General features: G+C 73.2%; 25 protein-coding genes. 19 read left to right on the top strand and 6 right to left on the bottom strand.

Features of this window, described 5'->3' with window-relative positions; translation table 11 throughout:
* Positions 1-48: 48 nt before the first annotated feature.
* The 14 genes from uraD (at position 49) to ACO229_RS01840 (ending at position 14,051) form a co-directional block, all read left to right on the top strand.
* Entirely contained in the window at positions 49-579 is a 531-nt protein-coding gene (uraD, locus tag ACO229_RS01775) for a 2-oxo-4-hydroxy-4-carboxy-5-ureidoimidazoline decarboxylase (protein ID WP_423463528.1), read from the top strand.
* On the top strand, positions 576-917 hold the full coding sequence (locus ACO229_RS01780; protein WP_423463529.1) for a hydroxyisourate hydrolase: 342 nt from the start codon (positions 576-578) through the stop codon (positions 915-917). The genes uraD and ACO229_RS01780 overlap by 4 nt, the downstream gene beginning before the upstream one ends.
* A complete protein-coding gene (pucL, locus tag ACO229_RS01785; protein ID WP_423463530.1) occupies positions 918-1,823 on the top strand; it encodes a factor-independent urate hydroxylase in 906 nt (301 codons plus the stop codon).
* Positions 1,820-3,223, top strand: a complete 1,404-nt coding sequence (gene allB / locus ACO229_RS01790) for an allantoinase AllB (RefSeq protein WP_397430993.1) — start codon at positions 1,820-1,822, stop codon at positions 3,221-3,223. Before pucL ends, allB begins: the two co-directional genes overlap by 4 nt.
* Positions 3,220-4,440: a pyridoxal-phosphate-dependent aminotransferase family protein gene (locus ACO229_RS01795; RefSeq protein WP_423463531.1), complete on the top strand. Its 1,221-nt coding sequence runs from the start codon at positions 3,220-3,222 to the stop codon at positions 4,438-4,440. The genes allB and ACO229_RS01795 overlap by 4 nt, the downstream gene beginning before the upstream one ends.
* The gene (locus ACO229_RS01800; RefSeq protein WP_423463532.1) at positions 4,437-5,735 is read left to right on the top strand and encodes a Zn-dependent hydrolase; all 1,299 of its coding nucleotides are present in this window, start codon (positions 4,437-4,439) and stop codon (positions 5,733-5,735) included. Before ACO229_RS01795 ends, ACO229_RS01800 begins: the two co-directional genes overlap by 4 nt.
* Complete coding sequence (locus tag ACO229_RS01805; RefSeq protein WP_423463533.1) at positions 5,732-6,565, top strand: MurR/RpiR family transcriptional regulator; 834 nt, start codon at positions 5,732-5,734, stop codon at positions 6,563-6,565. The genes ACO229_RS01800 and ACO229_RS01805 overlap by 4 nt, the downstream gene beginning before the upstream one ends.
* A gap of 4 nt (positions 6,566-6,569) precedes the next feature.
* Positions 6,570-7,457, top strand: a complete 888-nt coding sequence (locus ACO229_RS01810; RefSeq protein ID WP_423463534.1) for an FAD binding domain-containing protein — start codon at positions 6,570-6,572, stop codon at positions 7,455-7,457.
* Positions 7,458-7,689: 232 nt separating this feature from the next.
* Positions 7,690-10,446, top strand: a complete 2,757-nt coding sequence (locus ACO229_RS01815) for a molybdopterin-dependent oxidoreductase (protein ID WP_423463535.1) — start codon at positions 7,690-7,692, stop codon at positions 10,444-10,446.
* A gap of 68 nt (positions 10,447-10,514) precedes the next feature.
* Positions 10,515-11,030 (top strand): nucleoside deaminase, encoded by a 516-nt coding sequence (locus tag ACO229_RS01820; RefSeq protein WP_397411074.1) that lies wholly within the window; start codon positions 10,515-10,517, stop codon positions 11,028-11,030.
* A gap of 89 nt (positions 11,031-11,119) precedes the next feature.
* Entirely contained in the window at positions 11,120-11,746 is a 627-nt protein-coding gene (locus tag ACO229_RS01825; protein ID WP_423463536.1) for a cytochrome d ubiquinol oxidase subunit II, read from the top strand.
* An 86-nt stretch (positions 11,747-11,832) separates the two neighbouring features.
* Positions 11,833-12,462 carry a hypothetical protein gene (locus ACO229_RS01830; RefSeq protein ID WP_397430987.1) on the top strand — a complete coding sequence of 210 codons (630 nt, stop codon included), beginning with the start codon at positions 11,833-11,835 and terminating at the stop codon, positions 12,460-12,462.
* Between the two features lie 54 nt (positions 12,463-12,516).
* On the top strand, positions 12,517-13,263 hold the full coding sequence (gene recO / locus ACO229_RS01835; protein ID WP_397411068.1) for a DNA repair protein RecO: 747 nt from the start codon (positions 12,517-12,519) through the stop codon (positions 13,261-13,263).
* Positions 13,263-14,051, top strand: a complete 789-nt coding sequence (locus ACO229_RS01840) for an isoprenyl transferase (protein WP_423463537.1) — start codon at positions 13,263-13,265, stop codon at positions 14,049-14,051. Before recO ends, ACO229_RS01840 begins: the two co-directional genes overlap by 1 nt.
* Positions 14,052-15,150: 1,099 nt before the next feature.
* On the opposite strand, the gene ACO229_RS01845 is transcribed toward ACO229_RS01840, so the two are convergent.
* The 5 genes from ACO229_RS01845 to ACO229_RS01865 form a co-directional block, all read right to left on the bottom strand.
* Complete coding sequence (locus ACO229_RS01845; protein ID WP_423463538.1) at positions 15,151-16,200, bottom strand: iron-siderophore ABC transporter substrate-binding protein; 1,050 nt, start codon at positions 16,198-16,200, stop codon at positions 15,151-15,153.
* A gap of 129 nt (positions 16,201-16,329) precedes the next feature.
* Positions 16,330-17,124 carry an ABC transporter ATP-binding protein gene (locus ACO229_RS01850; protein WP_397430985.1) on the bottom strand — a complete coding sequence of 265 codons (795 nt, stop codon included), beginning with the start codon at positions 17,122-17,124 and terminating at the stop codon, positions 16,330-16,332.
* On the bottom strand, positions 17,121-18,158 hold the full coding sequence (locus ACO229_RS01855; RefSeq protein ID WP_423463539.1) for a FecCD family ABC transporter permease: 1,038 nt from the start codon (positions 18,156-18,158) through the stop codon (positions 17,121-17,123). The genes ACO229_RS01850 and ACO229_RS01855 overlap by 4 nt, the downstream gene beginning before the upstream one ends.
* A complete protein-coding gene (locus tag ACO229_RS01860) occupies positions 18,158-19,204 on the bottom strand; it encodes a FecCD family ABC transporter permease (RefSeq protein WP_423463540.1) in 1,047 nt (348 codons plus the stop codon). Before ACO229_RS01860 ends, ACO229_RS01855 begins: the two co-directional genes overlap by 1 nt.
* A 67-nt stretch (positions 19,205-19,271) precedes the next feature.
* A complete protein-coding gene (locus ACO229_RS01865) occupies positions 19,272-19,826 on the bottom strand; it encodes a hypothetical protein (protein WP_423463541.1) in 555 nt (184 codons plus the stop codon).
* 649 nt (positions 19,827-20,475) lie between these two features.
* On the opposite strand from ACO229_RS01865, the gene ACO229_RS01870 reads away from it, so the two are divergent.
* Positions 20,476-21,234 (top strand): helix-turn-helix transcriptional regulator, encoded by a 759-nt coding sequence (locus ACO229_RS01870; RefSeq protein ID WP_423463542.1) that lies wholly within the window; start codon positions 20,476-20,478, stop codon positions 21,232-21,234.
* Between the two features lie 12 nt (positions 21,235-21,246).
* Here the strand turns inward: ACO229_RS01870 and ACO229_RS01875 are convergent, their stop codons facing one another.
* Entirely contained in the window at positions 21,247-22,653 is a 1,407-nt protein-coding gene (locus ACO229_RS01875; RefSeq protein WP_397411052.1) for a glycine--tRNA ligase, read from the bottom strand.
* Between the two features lie 146 nt (positions 22,654-22,799).
* Between ACO229_RS01875 and ACO229_RS01880 the strand changes: the two genes are divergently transcribed.
* Genes ACO229_RS01880 through ACO229_RS01895 form a run of 4 tightly spaced genes read left to right on the top strand, consistent with a single transcriptional unit; the run spans position 22,800 to position 25,943 of the window.
* Positions 22,800-23,783, top strand: coding sequence for a metal ABC transporter substrate-binding protein (locus ACO229_RS01880; protein ID WP_423463543.1), 984 nt, complete (start codon positions 22,800-22,802; stop codon positions 23,781-23,783).
* Positions 23,780-24,613 (top strand): metal ABC transporter ATP-binding protein, encoded by an 834-nt coding sequence (locus ACO229_RS01885; RefSeq protein WP_423463544.1) that lies wholly within the window; start codon positions 23,780-23,782, stop codon positions 24,611-24,613. Before ACO229_RS01880 ends, ACO229_RS01885 begins: the two co-directional genes overlap by 4 nt.
* Before the next feature lie 8 nt (positions 24,614-24,621).
* Positions 24,622-25,545, top strand: a complete 924-nt coding sequence (locus ACO229_RS01890; protein ID WP_423465251.1) for a metal ABC transporter permease — start codon at positions 24,622-24,624, stop codon at positions 25,543-25,545.
* Positions 25,545-25,943, top strand: coding sequence for a Fur family transcriptional regulator (locus tag ACO229_RS01895; protein ID WP_397411046.1), 399 nt, complete (start codon positions 25,545-25,547; stop codon positions 25,941-25,943). The genes ACO229_RS01890 and ACO229_RS01895 overlap by 1 nt, the downstream gene beginning before the upstream one ends.
* The last annotated feature ends 46 nt before the right edge of the window (positions 25,944-25,989 follow it).

A 25,989-nucleotide genomic window follows, 5' to 3' on the forward strand; every position in this document is an offset into this window, starting at 1 on the left:
GAAACGCGCGTCTCATCACCGGGGACAGATTGAAACTAGGTTTGTCCCGTGGACCTCGCGACCTTCAACGCCCTGCCGACCGCCGAGGCGGCGTCGGCAGTCCGCCCGTGCGCCGACATCGGCGCGTGGGTGGACGACGTCGTGGCCGGCCGGCCCTACCGCTGCCGTGACTCCCTGCTGCTGCACGCGATGCGGGCCGCCGCCGACTGGACCGGCGACGACGTGGACGCCGCCCTCGCGCACCACCCGCGGATCGGGGAGCGGGCCACGGGCGACAGCGTCGAGGCGCGCCTGTCCCGGGGCGAGCAGCCCACCGCGGCCGAGGCCACGGCCGCGCGGATCGCCGCGGGCAACGTGGCCTACGAGGAGCGGTTCGGCCGGATCTTCCTCGTCCGGGCCGCCGGGCGCACCGCCGAGGAGATCCTCGCCCAGCTGACCGAGCGCCTGACCAACGACCCCGCCACCGAGGCGCTCGTGACCGCCGAGCAGCTCCGCCAGATCGCGCTGCTGCGGCTGGAGGCGCTCGTCGAGCCGGACGAGCCGGACCCTGCGGCCGAGCCGGACGGGGCGGACCGATGACGACAGCCTCGTCCCACGTGCTCGACGCCGCCCGGGGTCTGCCTGCCGCCGGCCTCGCGGTGACGCTCCTCCCGGCGTCGGGGCCCGGTGCCCCCGCGGACGACGGCGCACCGCCCGCCGCCCGCCACGCCGTCACCGACGCCGACGGCCGCATCGCCTGGGGCGAGGTCGCCCCGGGCCGGCACGTCCTGACCTTCGCCGCCGGCGACTGGTTCGCGGCACAAGGCCGGGAGACGTTCTTCGGACAGGTGGTGCTCGACGTCCTGCTCGGGCCCGACCACACCCACGTGGCCCTGCTGCTGAGCCCGTTCGCCTACACCACCTACCGAGGGAGCTGAATGTCGATAGTCCTGGGGCCCAACCAGTACGGCAAGGCGGAGGTGCGGCTGGTCCGGGTGGACCGTGACACGGCGCGGCACCGCCTCACCGACCTGACCCTCACCGCCCAGCTCCGCGGCGACTTCCGGGCCACGCACGAGTCCGGCGACAACACCGGCGTCATCGCCACGGACACGCAGAAGAACACGATGTACGCGTTCGCGCGCGACGGCGTGGGCTCGCCCGAGACGTTCCTGCTGCGGCTGGCGCGGCACTTCCTGGCGGAGCCGCAGGTGACCGGCGGGCGCTGGCTCGCCGAGCAGCACGGCTGGGAGCGGATCGCGGACGGCCCCGACGGGCACGACCACGCGTTCGTGCGGGGCGGGGCCGAGCGGCGCACGGCGCTCGTGCACGCCGACCCCGACGGCCTGACCGTGCTGGCCGGGCTGCGGGACGCGACGGTGCTCAAGTCCACGGGCTCGGAGTTCTCCGGCTTCCCGCGCGACCGCTACACCACGCTGCCCGAGGCCGACGACCGGATCCTCGCGACCGACGTCACGGCCTGGTGGCGCTACGCGCCCTCGTTCACCGGCACCGCCACGCCCGCGCAGTACGACGAGCGGTTCGCGGCGGTGCGCTCGATCCTGCTGGAGACCTTCGCCCGGGTGCACTCCCTGGCCCTGCAGCAGACGGTGTTCGCCATGGGCCGGGCCGTGCTGGAGGCCTACCCGGACATCGCCGAGATCCGGCTGTCCTGCCCCAACAACCACCACTTCCTCGTGGACCTGGAGCCGTTCGGCCTGGACAACCCGGGCGAGGTGTTCTTCGCCGCGGACCGGCCGTACGGGCTGATCGAGGCCACGGTGCAGCGGTCGCAGGACGACGGGGAGCACCCCGCGTGGTCGAGCGTCGGGGGGCTGCTGTGAGCGGGAGCGTGGTGGTCGCCTCGGAGCAGGTCCTGGTCGAGGGCGAGCTGCGCCCGGCCGTGCTGCGGATCGAGGGCGACCGGATCGACCAGGTGTGGTGGGGCACGTCCGACCCGGACGCCGTGCTGCGCCCCGCCGACGACCTGCTGGGCGGCGAGGTGCTCGGCGGCACCCCGGAGCCCCCGCCCGAGGTGGTCGTGCTGGGCGACCGGGTGCTGCTGCCCGGCGTGGTGGACACGCACGTGCACGTCAACGAGCCGGGCCGCACCGCGTGGGAGGGCTTCGCCTCCGCCACCCGCGCCGCGCGCCTCGGCGGCGTCACCACCATCGTGGACATGCCGCTCAACTCGATCCCCGCCACCACCACGGTCGAGGCGCTGGAGATCAAGCGTGCCGCCGCGGAGGCCGTCCGCGCCCGGGGCGAGCTGCACTGCGACGTCGCGTTCTGGGGCGGTGCGGTACCCGGCAACGCCGACCACCTGGAGCCGCTGTGGGACGCCGGCGTGCTGGGGTTCAAGTGCTTCCTCGCCGACTCGGGGGTGCCGGAGTTCCCGCCGCTCGGGCCGCAGGAGCTGCTCGACGCGATGGGCCGGATCGCCTGGTTCGGCGGCCTGCTGGTGGTGCACGCCGAGGACCCGGCGGTGCTCGCCGCGGCGCCGCACGCGCCGTCGCGCGCCTACGCGGACTTCCTGCTGTCCCGTCCGGACGAGGCCGAGACCGCCGCCGTCCGTACGCTGCTCGACGCCGTCCGGGAGACCGGCACGCGCACGCACGTGCTGCACGTGTCCTCGGCGAAGGTGCTCGACCTGCTGGCCGAGGCCAAGGCGGAGGGCCTGCCCGTGACGGCGGAGACGTGCCACCACTACCTGACGCTCGCCGCGGAGGACGTGCCCGACGGCGACTCCGCGTACAAGTGCTGCCCGCCGATCCGCGACCGCGGCAACCAGGACGCCCTGTGGGACGGGCTGCGCGAGGGGATCCTGGACTGCGTGGTCAGCGACCACTCGCCGGCGACGGCCGAGGAGAAGTACCGGGGCGCGGCCCCGGGCGAGGCGGACCTCCAGGCCGCGTGGGGCGGCGTGGCGGGGCTCCAGCCCGGCTTCCTCGTCCTGGCCGACGCCGCCCGGCGCCGGGGCGTGCCGCTGGCCGACGTCTCCCGCTGGACCACCGCGCACACCGCCGCGCTGGTGGGCCTGGACCGGGGGCCGCGGCCGAAGGGCGTGATCGCCGAGGGAGCCGCGGCGGACCTGGTCGTCTACGACCCGGACGCCACCACGACGTTCCGCGCGGCCGACCTGGCCCACAAGAACAAGGTCACGCCGTACGACGCCCGGACGGTCCGGGGCGGCGTCACCGCGCTCCGGCCCACGCCGGGGCGGCTGGTCAGGAGGCCCGCATGACCCAGATCCACCCACCCGCCCGGCTGCTCATGGGACCCGGGCCTGTCGACGCCGACCCGCGCGTGCTGCGCGCCATGGCCGCGCCGCTCGTGGGGCAGTTCGACCCCTTCATGACCGACACGATGACCGAGGCCATGGCGCTGTGGCGCACCGTCTGGGACACCGCCAACGAGCAGACGTTCCTCGTGGACGGCACCTCGCGGGCCGGGATCGAGGCGGCGCTCGTCTCCCTGCTGGAACCCGGCGACCGCGTGCTCGTGCCGGTGTTCGGCCGGTTCGGGCACCTGCTCGCGGAGATCGGTGCCCGCGCCGGGGCCGAGGTGCACACGATCGAGACGGAGTGGGGCACGGTCTTCGACCCGGGTCAGATCGAGGAGGCCGTGCGCCGCGTGCGGCCGCGCGTGGTCGCCGTCGTGCACGGGGACACCTCCACGACCATGGCCCAGCCGCTGGCGGAGCTGGGCCGCATCGCCCACGACCACGACGCGCTGCTGTACGTGGACGCCACCGCCACGCTCGGCGGCAACCCGTTCCACACCGACGAGTGGGGTGTCGACGCCGCGACCGCCGGGCTGCAGAAGTGCCTGGGCGGGCCGTCGGGCAGCGCGCCCGTGACGCTCTCGCCCGCCGCCGTGGCCGCCATCGACCGCCGCAAGCACGTCGAGGCGGGGATCCGCACCGACCACGACGTGGCGCCGCACGGCAGCCCGATCGTGTCGAACTACCTCGACCTGGCGCAGATCATGGACTACTGGGGCCCGCGCCGGCTCAACCACCACACCGAGGCCACGTCGATGCTGTACGCGGCGCGCGAGTGCGCCCGGGTGCTGACCGACGAGGGCATGGCGGCCGCCGTCGCCCGGCACGCCCGGCACGGCGCCGCGATGCTCGCGGGCGTGCGGGGGCTCGGCCTGGAGGTGTTCGGCGACGTCGGGCACAAGATGCACAACGTGGTGGCCGTGCGCATCCCCGACGGCGTGGACGGCGACGCCGTGCGCGGCGCCCTCCTGGACGACTTCGGCATCGAGATCGGCACCTCGTTCGGGCCGCTGCACGGCGTGGTCTGGCGCATCGGCACGATGGGTTTCAACGCCCGGCGCGACGCCGTCCTGACCACCCTGGCGGCGCTGGAGCACGAGCTGCGCCGCGCCGGCGTCGCGACCCCGCCCGGCGGCGGGGTGACGGCGGCCCTGGCCGAGTACGAGGCCGCCCGATGACCGGCACCGCGGCCTGGGTGCTGGACCGGTGCGACGACCTGACCCGGTACTCCGCACGGGAGGACGCCCTGGAACGCGTCTACCTGTCGCCCGAGCACTCCGCCGCCAACACGGTGGTCGCCGCCTGGATGCGCGAGGCCGGCCTCGACACCGAGACCGACGCCGCCGGGAACCTCTGGGGCCGCCGCGCCGCCGCCGGCGCGCCCCAGCGTCCCGCCACCCCGGGCGAGCCCGCGCTCGTGCTCGGCTCCCACCTCGACACCGTGCCCGACGCCGGGCGGTACGACGGCATGCTCGGCGTGGTGCTCGCCATCGCCGTCGCGCACCGGCTGCGCCACACGGTGCTGCCGTTCGCCCTGGAGGTCGTGGGGTTCTCGGACGAGGAGGGCACGCGGTTCGGCAAGGCGCTGCTGGGCAGCTGTGCGGCCTCCGGCCAGTGGGACGCGGCCTGGTGGGAGCAGACCGACGCCGACGGCGTGACCCTGCGCGAGGCCTTCACCCGGTTCGGCCTGGACCCGGGCCGCGTGGGCGACGCCGCCCGCCGTCCGCAGGACCTGGTCGGGTACCTGGAGACGCACATCGAACAGGGTCCCGTGCTGGAGTCGCTGGACCTGCCGCTCGCGTACGTCACCACGATCGCGGGGGCGCGGCGGTTCGTGCTCACCGTCACCGGCGAGGCCAGGCACGCGGGCGGTACCCCGTTCGCCCGGCGCCGGGACGCGCTGGTCGCCGCCGCGCACCTCGTCACCCGGATCGAGGAGCTCGCGGTCGCGGCCGGCTGCCTCGCCACCGTGGGCGACCTGCACGTGCAGCCCGGTGCCGTCAACGTCATCCCCGGCCGGGCCGAGCTCACCCTGGACCTGCGCGGCCGCACCGACGCCGACCGGGACGCCCTGTGGGAGCGGATCGTGGCCGCCGGGCAGGAGATCGCGCGCGAGCGGCGCGTGACGTTCGAGCACACCGAGACCCACCGGGCCCCGTCGACCACCTGCGACAGCCGCCTGTCGGCGGCGGTCGCCAGCGGGATCGCGGCCGTCGTGCCCGGCCTGGACCCGGCACCGCCCGGGGCGCCGTCGGACGGTGCGGCGTCCGCCCGGGTCCCCGGCCTGTGGAGCCCCGCGGGTCACGACGGCATGGCGATGGCCGCCGTGACCGGCGTCGGCATGCTGTTCGTGCGCTGCCGGGACGGGATCAGCCACCACCCCGACGAGCACGTCGAGCTCGCGGACGTCGAGGTGGCGCTCGACGCCTGCACGCAGGCCGTCCTCGCGCTCGCCCACCAGGAGGCCCGATGACGTCCGTCGCCACGCCGCTGGAGGAGCGCGTGGCCAGCGCCTACCGCGAGCTGTCCCCGCAGGAGCGCCGGGCCGCCGACGCCCTCCTGGACCACCTCGGTGACCTCGGCACCTACCGCGCCACGGAGCTCGCCACCCTCGCCGGGGTGTCGAAGGCGACGATGAGCCGCCTGTTCCGCAAGCTCGGCTACGACGACTTCGAGGGGCTGCGGGCCCACCTGCGCGCCCGTCGCGGGCGAGGCCTGCCGATCGCCGTCGAACCGCCGCCCGGCCTGCGCGAGCGGCTGGAGCAGGAGATCAAGAACCTCCAGAAGGCGTACACCCTGCTCGACGAGGGCGTGCTCGACGACATCGCCGCGGCGCTCGCGATGGCGGGCGACGTGGTGGTCGTCGGCCGCCGGGGCTCCCTGGGGCCGGCCACCCAGCTGAGGCGCAACCTGGTCCAGGTGCGCGGGCGGGTGCACCTGGCGCCCGCGCCCGGCCAGTCCCTGGCCGACGACCTCGTCGGGCTGGGCCCGCAGGACGTCGTCGTGGTGGTCTCGATCCGGCGCCACGCCTTCCGGGTGGCCGAGATGGTCGAGTCCCTGCTGGCCGACGGCGTCCGCGTGCTCCTGCTCGCCGACTCCAGCCTGCGCCACCTGTCCGGCGTCGTGACCTGGTGGATCGAGTGCCCCATCACCACGCGGGGCGCCTTCGACTCGATGGTGGCGCCCGTGAGCGTCGTGGCCGCCCTCTCGGACCGCGTGCACGAGCTGCTCGACGGCGCCGGCAGCCGTGTCGACGCGATCGACGCCCGGTACGCGCTGCTGCGCGAGATCGACGAGGGCTGACCGCATGGACCTCGACGTCGACACCGTGCGCGTGGCCTGGAGCCGCGCGGACTGCGTGCTGCGGCCCGGCGAGACGTTCCTGGGCGGGGGTACCTACCTCTACTCGGAGCCCGTCCCGCCCGGGGTGACGGGGCTCGTGGATCTCACCGGCCTGGGCTGGGAGCCCTGGTCGGTGGACGGGTCGGGACTGCGCGTGGCCGGCACGTGCACGCTGGAGGAGCTGCTGGCGGGGCCCGGCGGGCTCGGGGTGCCCGGGCCGTACCGTGCGCTCGGGATCGTGGCGCCGTGCGTGGCGGCGCTGACGCTCTCGGCCAAGGTGGCCCGCACCGCCACCGTGGGCGGCAACCTGGCGCTCGGCCTGCCCGCGGGGTCGATGGCGGGGCTGTTCGCGGCGCTCGCGGCCCGGGCGGTCGTGTGGACGCCGGACGGCGGGACGCGCGAGGTACCCGTCGCCGACCTGGTCACCGGGGCCGGCGTCGTCGCGCTGTCGCGTGGTGAGGTGCTCCGCGAGGTGCTGGTCCCCGAGGCCGTGCTCCGGCAGCGCACGGCGGTCCGGCGCGCGTCGCTGACACCGACCGGGCGTACGGCCGCCATGGTGACCGGCCGGGCCGGCGAGGACGGCGCGTGGATCACCCTGACCGGGTCGGTGGGCAGGCCGCTCGGCCGCGCCGTCCGCGACCACGCGGCGCTGGACCGCTGGATCGACACGATCGACCTGGCCGCCCCGACCGCCCCGACCGCCCTGCCCGCCCCAACCGACTCGGGCGTCCCGGACGGCCTCGCCGGCGGGGGTGGCTGGTACGAGGACACGCACGGGAGCCGCGCATGGCGCGCGGCGATGACCCGGCGGCTCGCGCACGAGGTGCTCGACGACCTGGGAGACCCGACATGAGCACCCGTGGAGACGGCGTCGGACGCCCGGAGGTCTGTGTGGCTGGTGTGGCCGGCGTGGTTGGTGTGGCCGGGATGGCTGGTGTGGCCGGCGTGGCTGGTGCGGTCGGCCCCCGGCGGGTGTGCGCCGCGCAGGTGCGTTGCTGTGCGTCGACAATGTCTACTCCCTGCAACCCACCTGCGCGGGACGGCATCTCCCGGAGGCGCTCCCGGGCTCGCACGAGGGCCGCCGCATGAGGCTCGACGGCACCGACGTCACGGCCGAACCCCGCCCCGGCCAGTGCCTGCGCACCTATCTGCGGGAGCAAGGGGCCACCGCCGTGAAGAAGGGGTGCGACGCGGGCGACTGCGGCGCCTGCACCGTGCTGCTCGACGGCGCCCCCGTGCAGTCCTGCCTGGTCCCGGCGCACCGGGCCGCGGACGCCGAGGTGGTGACCGCCGCGGGCCTGGGCCGGTTCGGGCCGGGCGGTGACCCCGCCGCGGACGACGAGCACCTGCACCCCGTGCAGCGCGCCTTCGTCGAGGCGGCCGGCTTCCAGTGCGGGTTCTGCACGGCCGGCATGGTCTGCACGGTCGCGGGGACGCCGGAGCTGGCCCAGGAACGCACCGGACACGCGCCCGCCGCCCCGAGCCCCGCCGCCCCGAGCCCCGCCGCGCTCGCCGAGCACCTCAAGGGCAACCTCTGCCGGTGCACGGGGTACCGCTCGATCCGGGACGCCCTCGTCGGCCGCGTGAACACCGAGGTGGCCGAGCCGGGCCAGGCGTTCGGCCGCGCCGTCGTCGCACCGGCCGCCACACGGGTCGTGAGCGGCCGCGAACCGTACACGCTGGACGAGCCCGAGCCGCCGGGCCTGCTGCACGTGGCCGTGCTCGGCAGCCCGCACCCGCACGCCCGGATCACGCGCATCGACGCGACCGCTGCCCGGCGTGCGCCCGGGGTGCACCTGGTGCTCACCCACCACGACGTACCTGCCACGCCGTACTCCACGGCCCGGCACGAGAACCGTCTCGACGACCCCGACGACACGCGCATCCTCGACCCCGTGCTGCGGTTCACCGGGCAGCGCGTCGCGGTCGCCGTCGCCGAGACGCCGCGGCAGGCGCGCGAGGCGCTCGCCCTGGTGGACGTCGAGTACGAGGTGCTGCCCGCCGTCTTCGACCCCGAGGACGCCCGGCGACCCGGCGCGCCCCTGCTGCACCCGGACCGGACGCCGCACGAGCACCGCGTCGCGGACGCCGGCCGGAACGTCGTGGCGCAGATCCACGAGGAGTACGCCGAACCCGGGCACGACGGCGTCGAGGCGGCGCTCGCGGCGTCGGCCGCCACCGTGACCGGGACCTGGACCACCGAACGGGTCAACCACGTGGCGCTGGAGACCCACGGGGCGCGCGCCTGGCCCGAACCGGGGCCGGACGGCGACGTGCTGCACGTGCGCACCTCCACCCAGGTGCCGTTCCTCGTGCGTGACGAGCTCGCCCGCCTCCTGGACCTCCCGACGGACCGCGTCCGCGTGGTGGCGGGGCGCGTCGGCGGCGGGTTCGGCGGCAAGCAGGAGCTGCTCGTCGAGGACGTCGTGGCCCTCGCCGCCCTGCGCACCGGGCACCCCGTGCAGTGGGAGCTCACGCGCGAGCAGCAGTTCACCGTCGTGCCGTGCCGCCACCCGTTCCGGGTCACCGTGCGTGCCGGGGCGGCGGCGGACGGCACCCTGACGGCGCTCGCGATCGACGTGCTCGCCGACACCGGCGCCTACGGCAACCACGCCCCCGGCGTCCTGTTCCACGGCGTGCACGAGTCGATGGCCGTGTACCGCGCGCCGGCCAAGCGCGTGGACGCCGAGTCCGTGTACACGAACAACGTGTCGTCCGGGGCGTTCCGGGGGTACGGGCTGGGCCAGGTGCAGTTCGCCATCGAGGGGGCGATCGACGAGCTGGCCGCGCGGCTCGGCGTCGACCCGTTCGAGATGCGGCGGCGGAACGTGGTCCGCCCGGGCGACGCGTTCGTCGTCGGCCAGCTCGTGGACGGCGACCTGGAGTACGGCTCCTACGGGCTCGACCAGTGCCTCGACCTCGTCGAGGAGGCCCTGTCCCGGCCCGGCGACACGCCGCCGACCGGTGCCGGGTGGGTCGAGGGCCGCGGCGTCGCCCTCGCGATGATCGCCACCATCCCGCCGCGCGGCCACCGCACGCACGCCCGGGTCACGCTGGAGGCCGACGGCACCTTCGTGGTCGACGTCGGCACCGCCGAGTTCGGCAACGGCACCACCACCGTGCACGCGCAGGTCGCCGCCACGGAGCTCGGCGTGCCGGTGTCCCGGGTGCGGGTCCGCCCGTCGGACACGGCCACCGCGGGCTACGACACGGGCGCGTTCGGCTCCACGGGCTCGGTGGTGGCAGCCCTGGCGGTCCACCGCGCCGCCGCCCACCTGTCCACCACGCTGTCGAGTGCGGGATATTCGCCCTCCGGGAACGATTCGACAGGGCGAACGTCCAGCACTCAGCTCGCCGGGACGTTCGGGGAGGCCACGCACGACGGGTCGCCGCGGTCCGTGGCGTTCAACGTGCACGGGTTCCGGGTCGCGGTGCATCGCGAGACCGGGGAGGTTCGGATCCTGCGGTCGGTGCACGCGGCCGACGCCGGGGTGGTGATCAACCCGCAACAGCTCCGTGGGCAGATCGAGGGCGGTGTGGCGCAGGCGCTCGGGTCGGCGCTGACCGAGCGGATGGTGGTGCGTGACGGCGTCGTCGTGACGCGCACCCTGCGGCACTACCGGGCGCCCCAGGTCGCCGACGTGCCCGAGACGGAGGTCCTGTTCGCCGACACCTACGACCGCCTCGGGCCGCGTGGCGCCAAGTCGATGAGCGAGGCGCCGTACAACCCCGTGGCCCCGGCGCTCGCGAACGCCGTCGCGGACGCCACGGGGGTACGCCCACGGGACCTGCCGATGCAGCGGGACCGGCTGTGGGAGCTGCTGCGCACCGACCCCGGGTAGAAACAGGTGTTTCGTCGGGGAGACCTGCTGGGAACGCAATTGAAATCCGACGGTGCGAGCATCGAAGGGTGAGCAGCCCCCTGGAGACGTCCGGCGCCCCGTCCGGCGCACCCGTGCACGACGACGAGGCCTGGCTCCTGCGCGCGGTCGAGGTCGCCGGCCGCAACGTGGCCGACGGCGGTGGCCCTTTCGGGGCCGTCGTCGTGCGCGCCGGTGCCGAGGTGGCCGCCGGCGGCAACCGCGTGACGCGCGACCTGGACCCGACGGCCCACGCCGAGGTCGTCGCGATCCGCGCCGCCTGCCGGGCCCTGGACACGTTCTCCCTCGCCGGGACCACGCTCTACGCCTCGTGCGAGCCGTGCCCGCTGTGCCTGTCGGCGGCGCTCTGGGCCCGCGTGGACCGTGTCGTGTTCGCCGCGGACCGGCACGACGCCGAGCGGGCCGGCTTCGACGACCGGGAGTTCTACGACCTGCTCGCCCGCGACCGCTCGACCTGGCCCAACCCGGTCCTGAACCGCCGGATCGCCCGCGCGGGCGAACCCTTCGAGATCTGGCGCGCCCACGCGGCCCGCACCCCCTACTGACGCGGACCGATCCTGTCGCAGCGGCTTGTCCTGCTACGTAGGCTTTCCGGTGTGGACGTCACGGAACCTGCCGGCCTGCTGGGCACCGGATGAGCACTGCCGCGGTCTGGGGTGTCCTGCTGACGGTCCTGCTGGTTGCATGGGTCGTGCTCGACGGTGCCGTCCAGGGCGTCGGCGCCACCCTGCTGCGTGAACGCGGCAAGGACGGCAGCGACAGGCGGCGCGCCCCCGCCCGGCGGAGCACGGTGCTGGCCGCCGTCGGGCCGCTCCGGCTGCCCGGCGAGGCGTCGCTCGTGGCCGCGGCGCTGGTGCTGGTCCTCGCGTTCCCGCAGGCCGCGTCGGACCTGATGCGCGTGGCCTACCCCCTGGTGGTGGCGCTCGCGGGGTCGTGCGTGGTGCGCGACGCCGTCCTCTGGCTGCGCGGCCGCCGGCCCGGGCAGGTCTGGCACGACGTCTGGGAGGCGGTCCTGGTGGTGGCGAGCATCGTGCTCGCCGGGAGCTGGGGTGCCCTGCTCGGCGTGGCGTGGGGCAACGGGCTGGCGGCCCTGGGCCTGGCGGTCGTGGCGGTGGTGGTGACGCGGCTGCACGGGGACGCCGTCGTCGTGTGGCGGCTGCGGCGCACCACACCGCTGCCGGTGATCGTGACCGCCGTGATGATCGCGGCCCCGGTGGTCGGCACGGCGGTGGCGGCCTGGTCCCGGTTCGGCGGTGGGTAGACCTCCGGCAGGTCGGGCGCGGATCGGTTACGAACCGGACTTATCGCCCTGAAGTGCGGCGAGTTGCCGGTAAAATCCTGCGCATCATGACCATGAAGAACCGCATCATCTGCGCGCTCCTCGGTGCCCTGGCGTTCGCCGCCGCGACCCTCCTGCTGCCGTGGCTGCCGGACGCGCTCGTGGGGCTGCTCGGCACCGGCGGCATCCTGCTGTTCCTGGCCGCCCTGGTGCTGCCGACCAACACGCGCCAGCCGCCGGTCCACAGCCTGACCATCCTCGACAAGGGCTACCTCACGCCGGCCGAGATCCACCAGGTCCTCGGCATCTGGCTGCCCACGGGGAGCTCGGCGCTCGACGCCCGTGACGCGCAGTGGACGGTCGCCCGGCACGTGGCCAAGTGGCGTGCCGACCACGTGGTCAACGTGATGGACTTCCACGGCGTGGTGGCCGAGCGGCGGATCGACATGCTGTCGGTGATCCAGTGGGTGGGCATCCAGCTCCTGCCCGCGTTCCTCGGCCTGATGTTCCTCGTGCCCACGCTGGCGCTCACCGGGTTCGACAAGATCAGCGTCAACTTTCTGCAGACGCTCCTGCTCTTCGTGATCTGGGGCACCGTCGCCCTGGTGGTGCGCTGGGTCCTGGAGAAGCACGTGATCCACCGGTTCGTGTGGGAGCCGGAGCTGACCCCGGACGGCACCCGGTTCGTCGAGCGGTGAGCCCGTGCGGCGCCGTCGTCCCGGAGTGTCGGTGACTGGGGGCAGAATGGCTCCGTGCCCCTGTACCGAGACGACGCGATCGTGCTGCGCACCCAGAAGCTGGGCGAGGCGGACCGCATCGTCACGTTCCTGACGCGCGAGCACGGCAAGGTGCGTGGCGTGGGCAAGGGCGTGCGGCGCACGTCGTCCAAGTTCGGGGCCCGGCTGGAGCCGTTCATGGGGGTCGACGTGCAGCTCCACACCGGCCGCAGCCCGCGGCCGGGCATGGGGCTCGACACCGTGACCCAGGTCGAGACCATCGGCGCGTACGCCCGCCGCATCTGCGAGGACTACGCCCTGTACACGGCGGGCACCGTGATGCTGGAGGCCGCCGACCGGCTCGTCGCGCAGGAGCACGAACCCGCGGTGCAGCAGTACTGGCTGCTCGCCGGCGGGCTGCGCGCCCTGTCGGAGCGGCACCACGACGCCGGCCTCGTGCTCGACTCCTACCTGCTGCGCGCGCTCGCGGTGGCGGGCTGGGCGCCGTCGTTCGAGGACTGCGCGCGCTGCGGCGAGCCCGGCCCGCACCACGCGTTCAACGTGGCGCAGGGCGGCGCCGTCTGCCCGCGCTGCCGCCCGCCGGGCTCGACGGCCCCGGCGCCCGAGACCTTTGCCCTGCTGTCCTCGCTGCTCGCGGGCGACTGGGCGACCGCCGACGCGTCCGACGCGCGGCACCGCAAGGAGGCGAGCGGGATCGTCGCCGCCTATGGCCAGTACTACCTGGAGAGAACGTTGCGATCGTTGAAGATGGTGGAACGCTGATGGCCCGTCAGCTCGTGGCGCCGTACCCGCACCCGTCCGGCGAGCGGGCCCCGCGGATCCCCCGGGAGTTCCTGCCGCGGCACGTGGCCGTCGTGATGGACGGCAACGGCCGGTGGGCCAACGCCCGTGGCCTGCCGCGCATCGAGGGCCACAAGGCGGGGGAGAACTCGCTGCTCGACGTCGTGGCCGGGGCCGTCGAGGTGGGCGTCGAGTACATCTCGGCCTACGCGTTCAGCACGGAGAACTGGAAGCGCTCGCCCGAGGAGGTGCGCTTCCTGATGAACTTCACGCAGGACGTGATGCGGCGCCAGTGCGACGTCATGGCCTCCTGGGGGGTGCGGATCCGCTGGGCGGGCCGCCGTCCCAAGCTGTGGAAGTCCGTGATCGACGTGCTCCTGGAGGCCGAGGAGCGCACCAAGGACAACGACCGCTGCACCCTGACGATGTGCGTCAACTACGGCAGCCGGGCCGAGCTGGCCGACGCGGCCGCGGCCATGGCGCGGGACGCCGCGGCCGGAAAGCTGGACCCGAGGCGGATCTCCGAGAAGACGGTGCAGAAGTACCTCTACCTGCCCGACGTGCCCGACGTGGACCTGTTCCTGCGGTCCTCGGGGGAGCAGCGCACGTCGAACTTCATGCTGTGGCAGGCGGCGTACGCCGAGATGGTCTTCCTGGACGAGCCGTGGCCCGACGTCGACCGCCGGCACCTCTGGCACGCGGTCGAGGAGTACGCGAAGCGCGACCGCCGCTACGGCGGGGCGCAGGACAAAATGACATCGCCGAGGTAGTCACAAAAGACAGCGGTTGCAGTCCAGCGACATTCTGTGGGCCACCTGATAGGTCCTGCCGTCAACTCGGATTCCGACGAAGTCGTATCCCGTCCCGTTGGTGGAGCGGCCCAGTACCGGCCAGGTCGACTCCACTAGCACACGTCGGACCATGGCTGCCAACGGCGAAATGCGCACGCAGCCAAGTCCGGCCCAGGGTCACCGAGTCCAGATCCCGGCAGCCTCAGCGCTACGGACTCGGTCGCCTTGGTGGGCGCGATGAAGACCGCAAGCCTGATTGCCGGCATGCGAGAACCATGCCCCGCGCACGTTGGAGACCCTCACCAGAGTATCGAGCAGTTCCTTGCGCTACGGGCCGCGGCATGCTCCGTGGGCCGCACCTGCTGCGTTGGCCCAACGGCGGACTAGACCATTGCATGGATCTGCTTTGTGAACATTATGCTGACATCGGGCCTTGCGGCTCGCCCGAGTGTGCGGATATTGTGCAGTTCGTCAAGCTTTCGACCGACTAGTCTATTCGGCGACCCTGTAGATCCTGGTGACGAGGGAAGGCGGCAAAGTGAGATCAGCGTTCTTGCGGTGGGCAGGTGCGACCTTGGCGGCGATCGCATTAACATTTGGTGCAGGTTCGCCTGCTGTGGCATCTTCAGAACCGGACATGGGAATCATGGCCCTTTCTTGTACGGAGACCAGTGGGAGGGGTAATCCGGGAGGTGTCCCATATGCCTACTACGGCACGAGCAGGTGCTACAAGGAAGAGATCAGCGACCGGTACAGGTTTCGAGCCAAGATCATCTGCTCCGGGGAGACGACCCTCCGTTTCGGCCCATGGGTGACTGCTACTACTACGGGCGGGAATTCCACGGGATGGTGCCCGTATCCGAAGACGGTCCTTTCGGTGTCCACGGTGATCGAGAGCCTTTAGGGTGCCGCGAAGCGGGTTGGGGAGCACACGGTTGCTGTTGTCCAACCCGCTTCATGCATGGCAAATTCAGGGCATCCTGAGAGCGTTATCTAACTTGCCAGTCTTGTGGCTTGAGGTTGACGGGGAGCGAAAGGGCCTGCCGCGATGCTGGATGCATCGGGTGCTTTCGAGGGATCACCTCAGAACGTCGGCGAGGTCGTCGACCAGGGCGGGCACGCCATCCGGGTAGTCGTAGGACAGTGCGGTCGGCGGGCCGACGGACGAGACGGGGATGGTGCCGGCGAGCTGGGCGAGCTTGCCGGCCTTCACGGCCGGCATCGCCTGCAGTTCGGGCTTGTTCGGGACCTCTGCGGCGAGCTCCTCGGACTCGGAATAGTTCACTACGACGTCCGACTCGAGCTTGTCCAGCTCCTCGTAGGAGAGTGTGTAGGTGAATCCCTCGCCGTTGGTCGTGTCGAGCTCATCGACGGCAGGGGCTGTGGTGAAGCCGAGGCGTTCCAGGAAGCCCGCGCGTGCGTCGGAGGAGTTGTACACGTAGACCGAGCCGAGGTCCGGGGAGTCCCAGATCGCGGCGATGGTCTTGCCCTCGAACTCGGGGTGCTCGGCCGCAAGGCCAGCGAAGTAGTCGTCCACGCCGCTGAGCACCTCTTCACCTGCTTCGCTGCGACCGAGCGCGGCCGTCGTGGTCGTGATCGTGTCCTCCCACGACGTCTGCCACGGCCCGTCCGGGTAGGCGACCGTCGGGGCGATCTCGCTGAGCAGGTCGTACTGCTCCTGCGTCAGCCCTGAGTAGGTGGCGATGATGACGTCGGGCTCGGCGGCCGCGAACTCCTCGTAGGGCACGGTGGCGCCGGCCTCGGCGTCGGTCAGCACGGTGGGGTGCTCGACGCCCGCCTCGTCGTAGGCCTCCTCGACCCACGGCAGCAGGTTGCCCTCGCCGACGGTCCAGGTCTGCTCGGCGACGGCGACCGGGTAGACGCCCGCCGCGATCGCGGCCTCCGTGGAGCCCCAGCCCCACGTGGCGACGCGCACCGGCGCCTCCTCGATCGTCGTCTCGCCGAGGGCGTGCTCGATGGTCAGCGGGAACTCGTCGGTCGCACCGGAGGCGTCGGCCGACGGCGTCGCGTCGTCCGCGGCCGGTGCTTCGGACGCGCAGCCCGACAGGGCGAGGGCGGACGCGGCGACAAGGCCGACGGCCGCCGCGAGGGAACGGCGAGGGCGCACGGTAACTCCCGGATGTTCAGTGGGACGACCGGCGGGCGCCGGTCGAGATGAGGTAACCCTAACCAGATTTGGTCACGACGATGTTGCGAAATTAGTCGGGAATCGGGTGAGGAAGACCACGGACCGGTGTCAGACCCCCGAGTGGAACCGGCCCACGGGCACCACGAGGGGCGAACCCGCCACCGGATCGGGCACCACCTGGGCGCGCAGCCCGAACGCCTCGTCGACGACCTCCTGCGTGAGCACGTCGGACGGCGCGCCCTCCGCGACGATCCGCCCGGCCGACATCACGACCAGGTGGTCGGCGTAGCGGGCGGCGAGGTTGAGCTCGTGCAGCACCATGGCCACGGTGGTGCCGCGGTCCCGGTTCAGCTCCGTGAGCAGGTCCAGCAGGTCGAGCTGGTGGCGCACGTCCAGGAACGTCGTCGGCTCGTCGAGCAGCACGATGTCCGTCTGCTGCGCCAGCACCATCGCGATCCAGACGCGCTGGCGCTGCCCGCCGGACAGCTCCGCGACCGGCCGGTCGGCGAGCTCCGCGACCCCGGTCGACTCCAGCGCGGTGCCGACCACGGCGTCGTCGTCGGAGGAGTGGCGGCCGAACCAGCCCTGGTGCGGGTAGCGGCCGCGGGCGACCAGCTCGGCGACGCGGACGCCGTCGGGCGCGATGGACGACTGCGGCAGCATGCCGACCTTGCGGGCCAGCTCCTTGCGGGGCATCGCCGTGATGTCGGCGCCGTCGAGCGTGACGCGCCCGCCGTCGAGCGGGTGCAGGCGCGCCAGGCCGCGCAGCAGCGTGGACTTGCCGCAGGCGTTCGGCCCGACGACGGCGGTGATCTTGCCGTCGGGCAGCGTGAGGTCGAGGCCCTCGATGACTTGTCGGCCGTCGTAGCCCAGGCTGACGCCCTCGGCGCGCAGGTTGGTCATCGGCTCCTCTTCTCGGTCGTGGCGAGCAGCCACAGCAGGTAGGGGGCGCCCACCAGCCCCGTGACGATGCCCACGGGGGCGGCCACGCCGAGCAGCCCGTGCTGCCCGACGACGTCGGCGACCAGGGTCAGGGCCGCGCCGGTCGCGGCGGACGCGACCAGGGCGGCGCCGCCGTCGTTCACCAGCCGGCGGGCGATGGCGGGGGCGACGAGCGCGACGAAGGCGATGGGGCCACCGGCGCTCGTCGCGAGCGCGACGAGGGCGACGGCGAGCAGCAGCGCGCCGATGCGCGCCGCGTCGACGTGCACGCCGAGCGCTCGTGCGTTGTCGTCGCCCAGGGCGAGCGGCCCCTGCGTCCGGGCGACGACGGCGACCGCCACGCACAGCACGAGCGTGCCGGCCGCCACGAGCCCGAGCTGTTCCCCGCGGATGTCGGACACGGAGCCGACGGTCCAGGTCAGCACGGCCGCCGCCTCGTGCTCCTGCGAGCGTGCCATGGCCCAGGCGATGAGGGAGGCGCACAGGTACGCCAGTCCCACGCCGACCAGCACGAACCGGATCGAGTGCAGGCCCTTGCGCCACGCGAGCAGCCAGATGAGCAGCGCGATGGTGGCCGCACCCGTGAAGGCCAGGCCGGACAGCGCCACGCCGCTCAGGCCGAGCACCAGCATGCCAGTCACTGCCCCGAGGCTCGCGCCCGTGGAGATGCCCAGGATGTCGGGGGAGGCGAGCGGGTTGCGCAGCGTCGCCTGGAACAGCGCACCCGCCAGGCCGAACGCCGCACCGACGACGATCGCCGCCTCGATGCGCGGCAGGCGCAGCATCTGCACGATGAAGACGTCGCCCCTGTCGCCGAGGCCCACGGCACCGGCGATGGCCTGGCCCGGCGTGAGCCCGGCGGCACCCATGAGAAGGGCGCCGGTCGCGGCGACGAGCACCACGAGGACCATCCCGGCCACGACGAGGACCTGGCGACGACGGCGTGCGGTGCGCAGCCCGGCGAGGACGGTGCGCAGGTCGGTGTCCGTGGCCATCAGGCACCCGCCACGTTGCGGCCGCGCGCGACGGCGATCAGGACGGGGGCGCCCAGGAGCGCGGCGACCACGCCTGCCTCCAGCTCGGAGCGGGGCAGCACGAGCCGGCCCAGCACGTCGGCCGCGAGCAGCATGACCGGGCCCAGGAGCGCGCCGATCGCCATGATCCAGCGGTAGTCGGTGCCCACCAGGCGCCGCGCCGCGTGCGGCACCACGAGGCCGACCAGCGCGATCGGCCCGGCGAGCGACGTCGCCGTACTGGCCAGCAGCACGATCGCGACCGCGGCGAACGCGCGGGTGGTCCCGACGCGCTGACCCAGCGCCGTGGCGACGTCGTCGCCCAGGGCCAGCATGTTGAGCCGGTGGGCGAGCGCGGCCGCCAGGATCACGCCGACCACGACGAACGGCCACAGCCAGGCCACGGTGTCCAGGCCGCGCCCCGTGAGGGAGCCGACCGACCAGAACCGGTACAGGTTGAACGCCTGCTGGTCGCGCAGCAGGACGAGGGTGATGAGCGGCGTGATGAGCGCGGTCACCGCGGCGCCCACCAGCGCGAGACGCACCGGCTGGCCGCGTCCCACCGAGAACACGATCGCCGCCGCGGCGGCGGCGCCGAGGAAGGCGAACCACACGTAGCCGATCGGCGACGTGACGCCGAAGATCCACACCGCGCACACCACCGCGAGCGACGCGCCCGAGTTGAGGCCAAGCAGACCGGGGTCGGCGATCGGGTTCCGGGTGACCCCCTGGATGAGGGTGCCCGCCGTCCCGAGCGCGACCCCGGCCGCCAGGCCCACGATCGTGCGCGGCAGCCGCTGGTCGAGGACCACGTCGTGGTCCACGAAGCCGGGCACCGGCGCAGTCAGGGCCCGCCAGACCTCGACCGGCGCGATGTCGCGCACGCCGAGCGCGAGGCTCGCGAGGACGACGAGCGCCAGGGCGACCAGGGCCGTGAGTACCGCGAGCGTCCTCCGCCGGGCGCGGTGAGCGACGGCTTCCGCACCCTCACGGCGTCCCGCGGATGCGGGCGCGGGTGAGGTAAGCATTGCCTAAGCATTCCACAGTGCCAGGGGTGCTCGGCACACGCTCGCGGGGGCAGGACGCCGGGTGCGGTCAGGAGTAGGAGTCGCAGCCCCAGCCGTCGTTGTCCCGGTCGAGGTCGTGGTAGTCGTTGGTGCCGACCCAGACCGTCCGGCCGATGTCCGCGCAGTCGAGGTCGGGGTTGGTGGGCGACACGGGGCACTGCCAGCGCCCGGCGGAGTAGACGCAGACGGCGTCGGACGCGACGTCCGGCTGGTAGGTGCTCACCTGGGGCTGGTAGCGGACGATCCACTTCCCGGAGCGAGTCGCGGTGGTCCGGTAGGTGTAGACGCCGTTGCTGTTCGTCCGGACGGTCGCGACCTTCCGGGACCCGGCGGTGCCCGACGGGTCGAAGTGGATGGTCACCGCCCGAGCGGACATCGGGCGCCAGGTGCCGCTGCGCTTGTACTTCAGGCTGCCCGTGACGGTGAGCGTCCTGTTCTTGGCGACCGGCTCAGGCTTGGCGTCGGCGGTGACGTTGGTGTCGTAGGCGGCCGTGGGCTGCGCGGATCCCGCGTACGCGGGTGCGGATGCCGTCAGGGCGAGCGCGAGGGCGCTACCCAGGGCGAGGATGCTTCGGCGGATCATGTGGTGGTCGGACCTCTTCGGATTCGGGGCACCGCGACGCGGCGCCTTCGTAGTTCCAGAGCCCGCGACGCGGCGGACGTGATCCAGAACGGCCGGCCTTCACCCGGGTGAACCGGCAGGTCACAGCTGTGGAGAACCTGCCCCGCGGGCACGGGCTGCTGCCAGGTGCAATGCACCCTCGCGCGGGCATCCTCCCTTTGCGCGGGCATCCTCCCTTGCGCGGGCATCCCCCTCGCGCAGGGGTCCCCCTCGCGCAGGCATCTCCCTCGCGCAGGCACCCGCTCGGGAGAACCTGCCCCGCGGAGGTGAGTTGCTGTGTGTAGACGATGTCTACTCAGCGCAACCCACCTTCGCGCAGGTACATCTGTCCGGGCCGAGGGCGTCTCCTCGCCCCCGCCTCGCCCGCTCCGCCCGCCCACGCCGGGCCTGCCCCGCCTACGCCGGGCCCTGCCCCGCTCCGCCCGGCTCTGCTCCCTCCGCCCCGCCGGGCTCCGCCCGCCCGGCCCCGCCCGCCCGGCCTCGTATGTCTGCTTGCTGCCGCGCCGGGAGTCCGGTGCGCACCGGCATGCGTTCACTCGCAGACCAGCGTTGTCCACAGGCGCGGCCGGTTGGTCCGGCGGCGCCGGGGCGGGCGGTGCACGATGAGGCGGTGGAGATCCAAGGGGCGGCCGTGGACGCGGCGCGACTCGTGCGCGACGCCCGGTACGCGGCCGGGCAGACGCAGATGGCGCTGGCCGACCGGGCTGGCGTCTCGCGGGCCACGGTGGCGGCGATCGAGACCGGCGCGCGCTCGCCGTCGTGGGCGATGCTGTCGAAGATCCTGGCGGCCACCGGCAAGCAGATGAGGGTGGAGCTCGAACCGCTCGACGAGGACCTGCGCCGCGCGGTCGCCGCCATGGGGGAGGGTGCCGCGGGCAGCACGGAGGCGGCGGACGACCTGAGCATGACGGTGTCGCTCATGGAGGGGCTGGTCGACGTCGGCTACCGGTTCGAGGGCACGGCGGCCGCGGCGCTGCTCGGAGGTCCGATCCCGCTGCCCGGCCGGGTGGGCCTCGCGCTGCCCGACGGGCCGGAAGCGGTCGGCTGGCTCGTCCGGCTGATGCAGACGGGGGCCGCAGCGGTGACGCCGCTGGGCAGGTCGTACCCGCTGGACGGCGTACGGAGTCCCGAAGGGGTCGCACGGCTCGTGGAGCTCGGGGACGGCGGTGCGTTCCTCCTGGACTACTGGCTGCGCACCTTCCTGGTGCGGTTCGCGCCGCACGAGGAGACGGCGCGCGCGGTGCTCGTCGTGGGTGAGCACGCGCCGCTCCGCGTCCAGCCGCTCCACGAGATCGAGGCCACCGACAAGCACGTCGCGCGGGTCCTGCGGCTGCTGCGGGAGCAGGCGCAGGACCCGCGCGACGGGTGAGACGGGATCCGGTCAGGCGCCGACGAGGTGCCCGGCCAGGTAGGGAACCACCTTGTCGAGCGCGACCCGCTCCTGCTGCATGGAGTCGCGGTGGCGGATGGTGACCGCCTGGTCCTCCAGCGTCTCGAAGTCGACCGTGATGCAGAACGGCGTACCGATCTCGTCCTGGCGGCGGTAGCGCTTGCCGATGGCCTGCGTCACGTCGTAGTCGATGTTCCAGTACTTGCGCAGCTCGGCGGACAGCTTCTCCGACGTCGGCAGCAGGTCGGCCGTCTTGGACAGCGGCAGCACCGCGGCCTTGACGGGGGCCAGGCGCGGGTCCAGGCGCAGCACCGTGCGCTTGTCGACGCCGCCCTTGGTGTTGGGCGCCTCGTCCTCGGCGTAGGCCTCGACCAGGAAGGCCATGAGCGAGCGGGTCAGGCCGGCGGCCGGCTCGATGACGTACGGGAAGTACTTCTCGTTGGTCACCGGGTCGCGGTAGGCCAGGTCCTTGCCGGAGCTCTCCGTGTGGGTCTTCAGGTCGAAGTCCGTGCGGTTCGCGATGCCCTCGAGCTCACCCCACTCGCTGCCCTGGAAGCCGAAGCGGTACTCGATGTCCACGGTGCGGGTCGAGTAGTGCGACAGCTTCTCCTTCGGGTGCTCGTAGTGCCGCAGGTTCTCGGCCGAGATGCCGAGGTCCGTGTACCAGCTGGTGCGGTAGTCGATCCAGTACTGGTGCCACTCCTCGTCCTCACCCGGCTTGACGAAGAACTCCATCTCCATCTGCTCGAACTCGCGGGTGCGGAAGATGAAGTTGCCGGGCGTGATCTCGTTGCGGAACGACTTGCCGATCTGGCCGATGCCGAACGGCGGCTTCTTGCGGGCCGCGGCCGCGACGTTGGCGAAGTTCACGAAGATGCCCTGCGCCGTCTCGGGGCGCAGGTAGTGCAGGCCGGACTCGTCCTCGACCGGGCCCAGGTACGTCTTCAGCATCATGTTGAAGTCGCGGGGCTCGGTCCACTGGCCGCGGGTACCGCAGTTGGAGCAGACGATCTCGGCGAGGCCGCCCTCGGGGGCACGGCCCTTCTTCTCCTCGAACTCCTCGATCATCTGGTCCTCGCGGAACCGCTTGTGGCACGAGAGGCACTCGGTGAGCGGGTCGGTGAAGACGCCGACGTGGCCGGAGGCCACCCACACCTGACGGGGCAGGATGACGGAGGAGTCCAGGCCGACGATGTCGTCGCGGCTCGTGACCATGGCCCGCCACCACTGCTTCTTGATGTTCTCCTTCAGCTCGACGCCCAGGGGGCCGTAGTCCCACGCGGAGCGCGTTCCACCGTAGATCTCGCCCGACGGGAAGACGAAACCTCGTCGCTTCGCGAGCGAGACGACGGCGTCGAGCTTGGCGGTCTGCGCAGAGCGCACTGACTTGTCGGACACGGGGGTCTCTCCAGGGGAACAGGCGGGGAACGATGTTCGCCCAGCCTACCGTCCGGGCCGCTCCAGCCCCGGACGAATAAGGGCGTGACCCACCTCTCGCGGCCGATCTTTGACATCCGTTCTCACCTGGCGTGAGAATCGTTCTCATGACAACGACCCGCGCCGCCGGCGCAGTCCTGACCAGCCTCGTCCTCGCCGGGACGGCGACCCTCGCCGGGTGCTCCGCCCAGGGCACGGGCGGAGCGGCCGGGGAGTCCGACGGCGTGACCGTGCTCGCGTCGTTCTACCCGCTCCAGTACGTCGCCCAGCAGATCGGCGGCGACCTCGTCACCGTGGACAACCTCACGCCGCCGGCCGCCGAGCCGCACGACCTCGAGCTCTCCCCGGCGCAGGTCCGCGAGATCGGCACGGCCGACCTCGTCGTGTACCTGTCGGGCTTCCAGGCCGCCGTCGACGAGGGCATCGAGGCCCGCGCGCCGGAGCACGTGGTCGACGCCGCCGACACCGCCGAGCTGGTCGCGCACACCGGCACCGAGGAGGGGCACGAGGGCGAGACCGCGGAGGAGCACGCGGAGCACGCCGAGGACGAGCACGACCACGGTGCCGCCGACCCGCACTTCTGGTTGGACCCGAGCCGGCTCGCGACCGTCGGGCAGGCCGTGGCCGACGAGCTCGCCGCGGTGGACCCCGAGCACGCCGAGGAGTACGCCGACGGTGCCCTGCGCCTGGGCCAGCAGCTCGACGCGCTCGACCAGGAGCTCGCGGACGGCCTCGCCGCCTGCCAGGGAGCCACGCTGGTGACGAGCCACACCGCGTTCGGCTACCTCGCCGACCGGTACGCGCTGGAGCAGGTGGGCATCTCCGAGCTCGACCCCGAGGTGGAGCCGTCGCCGGCGCGCCTGCGCCAGATCGGCGACGTGGTCAAGGAGAACGGCGTCACCACCCTGTTCTCGGAGACGCTGGTGAGCCCCAAGGTCACCGAGACGCTGGCCGACGACCTGGGCGTGCGGACCGCCGTCCTGGACCCGCTGGAGGGCCTGTCCGAGGACGCGACGGCCGCCGGTGAGGACTACGTCTCCGTGATGCGGGCCAACCTGAAGGCGCTGGAGGAGGGCCTGGTCTGCGCATGACCGGCACCGAGGAGGAGGAGACTGGGGAGGTGACCGAGACGAGCGAACCCGTCATCGAGGCCCGCGGCCTGCACTTCCGCGCGGGCGCGAGCCACATCCTGCGCGGCGTCGACCTGACGGTCGGGCGCGGCGAGGTCGTCGCGCTGCTGGGCGCGAACGGATCCGGCAAGTCCACGCTGGTCAAGTCGCTGGTCGGCATCAACGTGCCGTCCGCGGGGAGCGTCCGGCTGTTCGGCGAGCCGCTGGCGGCTCCGGGCCGCGGCAGCGTGGACTGGGGCCGCATCGGCTACGTGCCGCAGCGGGCGGGCGCGGGCGGCGGCATCCCGTCGACCGCGCAGGAGGTCGTCGCCTCCGGGCTGCTGCACGGGCGGCGTCTGCGCCTGCCGCGCGGCTGGCGCGACCGCGTCGCGGCCGCCCTGGAGCAGGTGGGCCTCGCCGAACGCGTGCACGACCCGGTGCACCTGCTCTCGGGCGGGCAGCAGCAGCGCATCCTCATCGCCCGCGCCCTGGTCCGCGAGCCCGACCTCCTCGTCCTCGACGAGCCCGTGGCCGGCGTCGACGTCGCCAGCCAGGAGGCGTTCGCGGCCACCATGGGCCGCCTGGTCGACGGGGGCCTCACGGTGCTCGTGGTGCTGCACGAGCTCGGCGAGCTCGAGCCGCTCGTGTCGCGCGCCGTCGTGCTCAAGCACGGCACGGTGGTGCACGACGGCGCCCCGCCGCAGGCCCGGGACGACCACGACCGCGCAGGCCACCGGCACCAGCACCCGCACGCCGACGACAACACCCTCGGCGCCGAGGCCAGGGCCCTCGACCTGGAGGTCCGCCCGTGATCACCCTCATGCTCACCGACCCGTTCATGCAGCGGGCCCTGCTGGCCGCGCTCCTCGTGGGCGTCACCGCGCCCGTGGTCGGCACGTACCTGGTGCAGCGCAAGCTCTCCCTGCTGGGCGACGGCATCGGCCACGTCGCGCTGACGGGCGTGGCGCTGGGCTGGCTCGTCGGCGCGGGCATGGGCCTGACGCCGAACGACGCCCTCGCCATCCCCGGTGCCGTGGTCGCCGCGGTGGTCGGCTCCGTCCTCATCGAGGTGGTCCGGCGCCGGGGGCGCACGTCCGGCGACCTCGCCCTGGCCATCATGTTCTACGGCGGCATCGCCGGCGGCGTGCTGCTCATCGGCATCGCGGGCGGCTCGTCCGGCAACCTGATGACGTACCTGTTCGGCTCCATCTCCACCGTGACCGACGCCGACCTCTGGCTCACCGTGGTGCTCTCCGCCGTGGTGCTGGCCATCGGCGTGGGCCTGCGGCACGCGCTGTTCTCGGTGAGCCACGACGAGGAGTTCGCCGTCGCCTCCGGGCTGCCCGTGTGGGCGCTGAACATCGTCGTCGCCGTCGTGTCGGCCCTGACGGTCACCGTGGCGATGCGCGTGGTCGGCCTGCTGCTGGTCAGTGCGCTCATGATCGTGCCCGTCGCCGTGGCCCAGCAGGTCACGCACGCGTTCGGGCGCACCATGCTCACGGCGTGCGTCGTCGGCGTCGTGGTCTGCGTGACCGGCCTGAGCATCACCTACTGGTACAACGTCTCGCCGGGCGCGACTATCGTGGTGCTCGCCATCGCGGTCTACGCCGTGGTGTCCCTGGTGGCTCCGCTGGTGACCCGGCGGCGCCCTGCGGGTGACCCCCACCCCGATCTGCCCGACGACGTCGATCTTCCTGCCGCCGCCACGGAACGTGCGGCGGCCGCCGCAAAGGAGTGCCGCTGATGACCGCACGCATGACCCGCCAGCGGACCGCCGTCGTCGAGGCGCTCGACGAGCTCGCCGACTTCCGCTCGGCCCAGCAGCTCCACGAGACGCTGCGCGCCCGCGGCGAGTCCGTGGGCCTGGCCACCGTGTACCGGGCGCTGCAGGCGCTCGCCGAGGCGAGCGAGGTCGACGTGCTGCGCGCCGAAGACGGAGAGAGCCTGTACCGCCGGTGCGCCCGCCGCGAGCACCACCACCACCTGGTGTGCCGGCAGTGCGGCCGCACCGTCGAGATCGACGGCCCCACGGTCGAGGCGTGGGCCTCCAAGGTCGCCGCGGCCCAGGGTTTCGACGACATCGAGCACACCATCGAGCTGTGGGGTACCTGCGCGGACTGCCGCGCCGCGTCTGCGGGCTGATTTCCAGGAAGATTTCCGGCGTCGATCCACTCCCGCCGGAGCGCGT

This window comes from Promicromonospora sp. MS192 (assembly GCF_049532985.1).
In the GTDB taxonomy this organism is placed as follows: domain Bacteria; phylum Actinomycetota; class Actinomycetes; order Actinomycetales; family Cellulomonadaceae; genus Promicromonospora.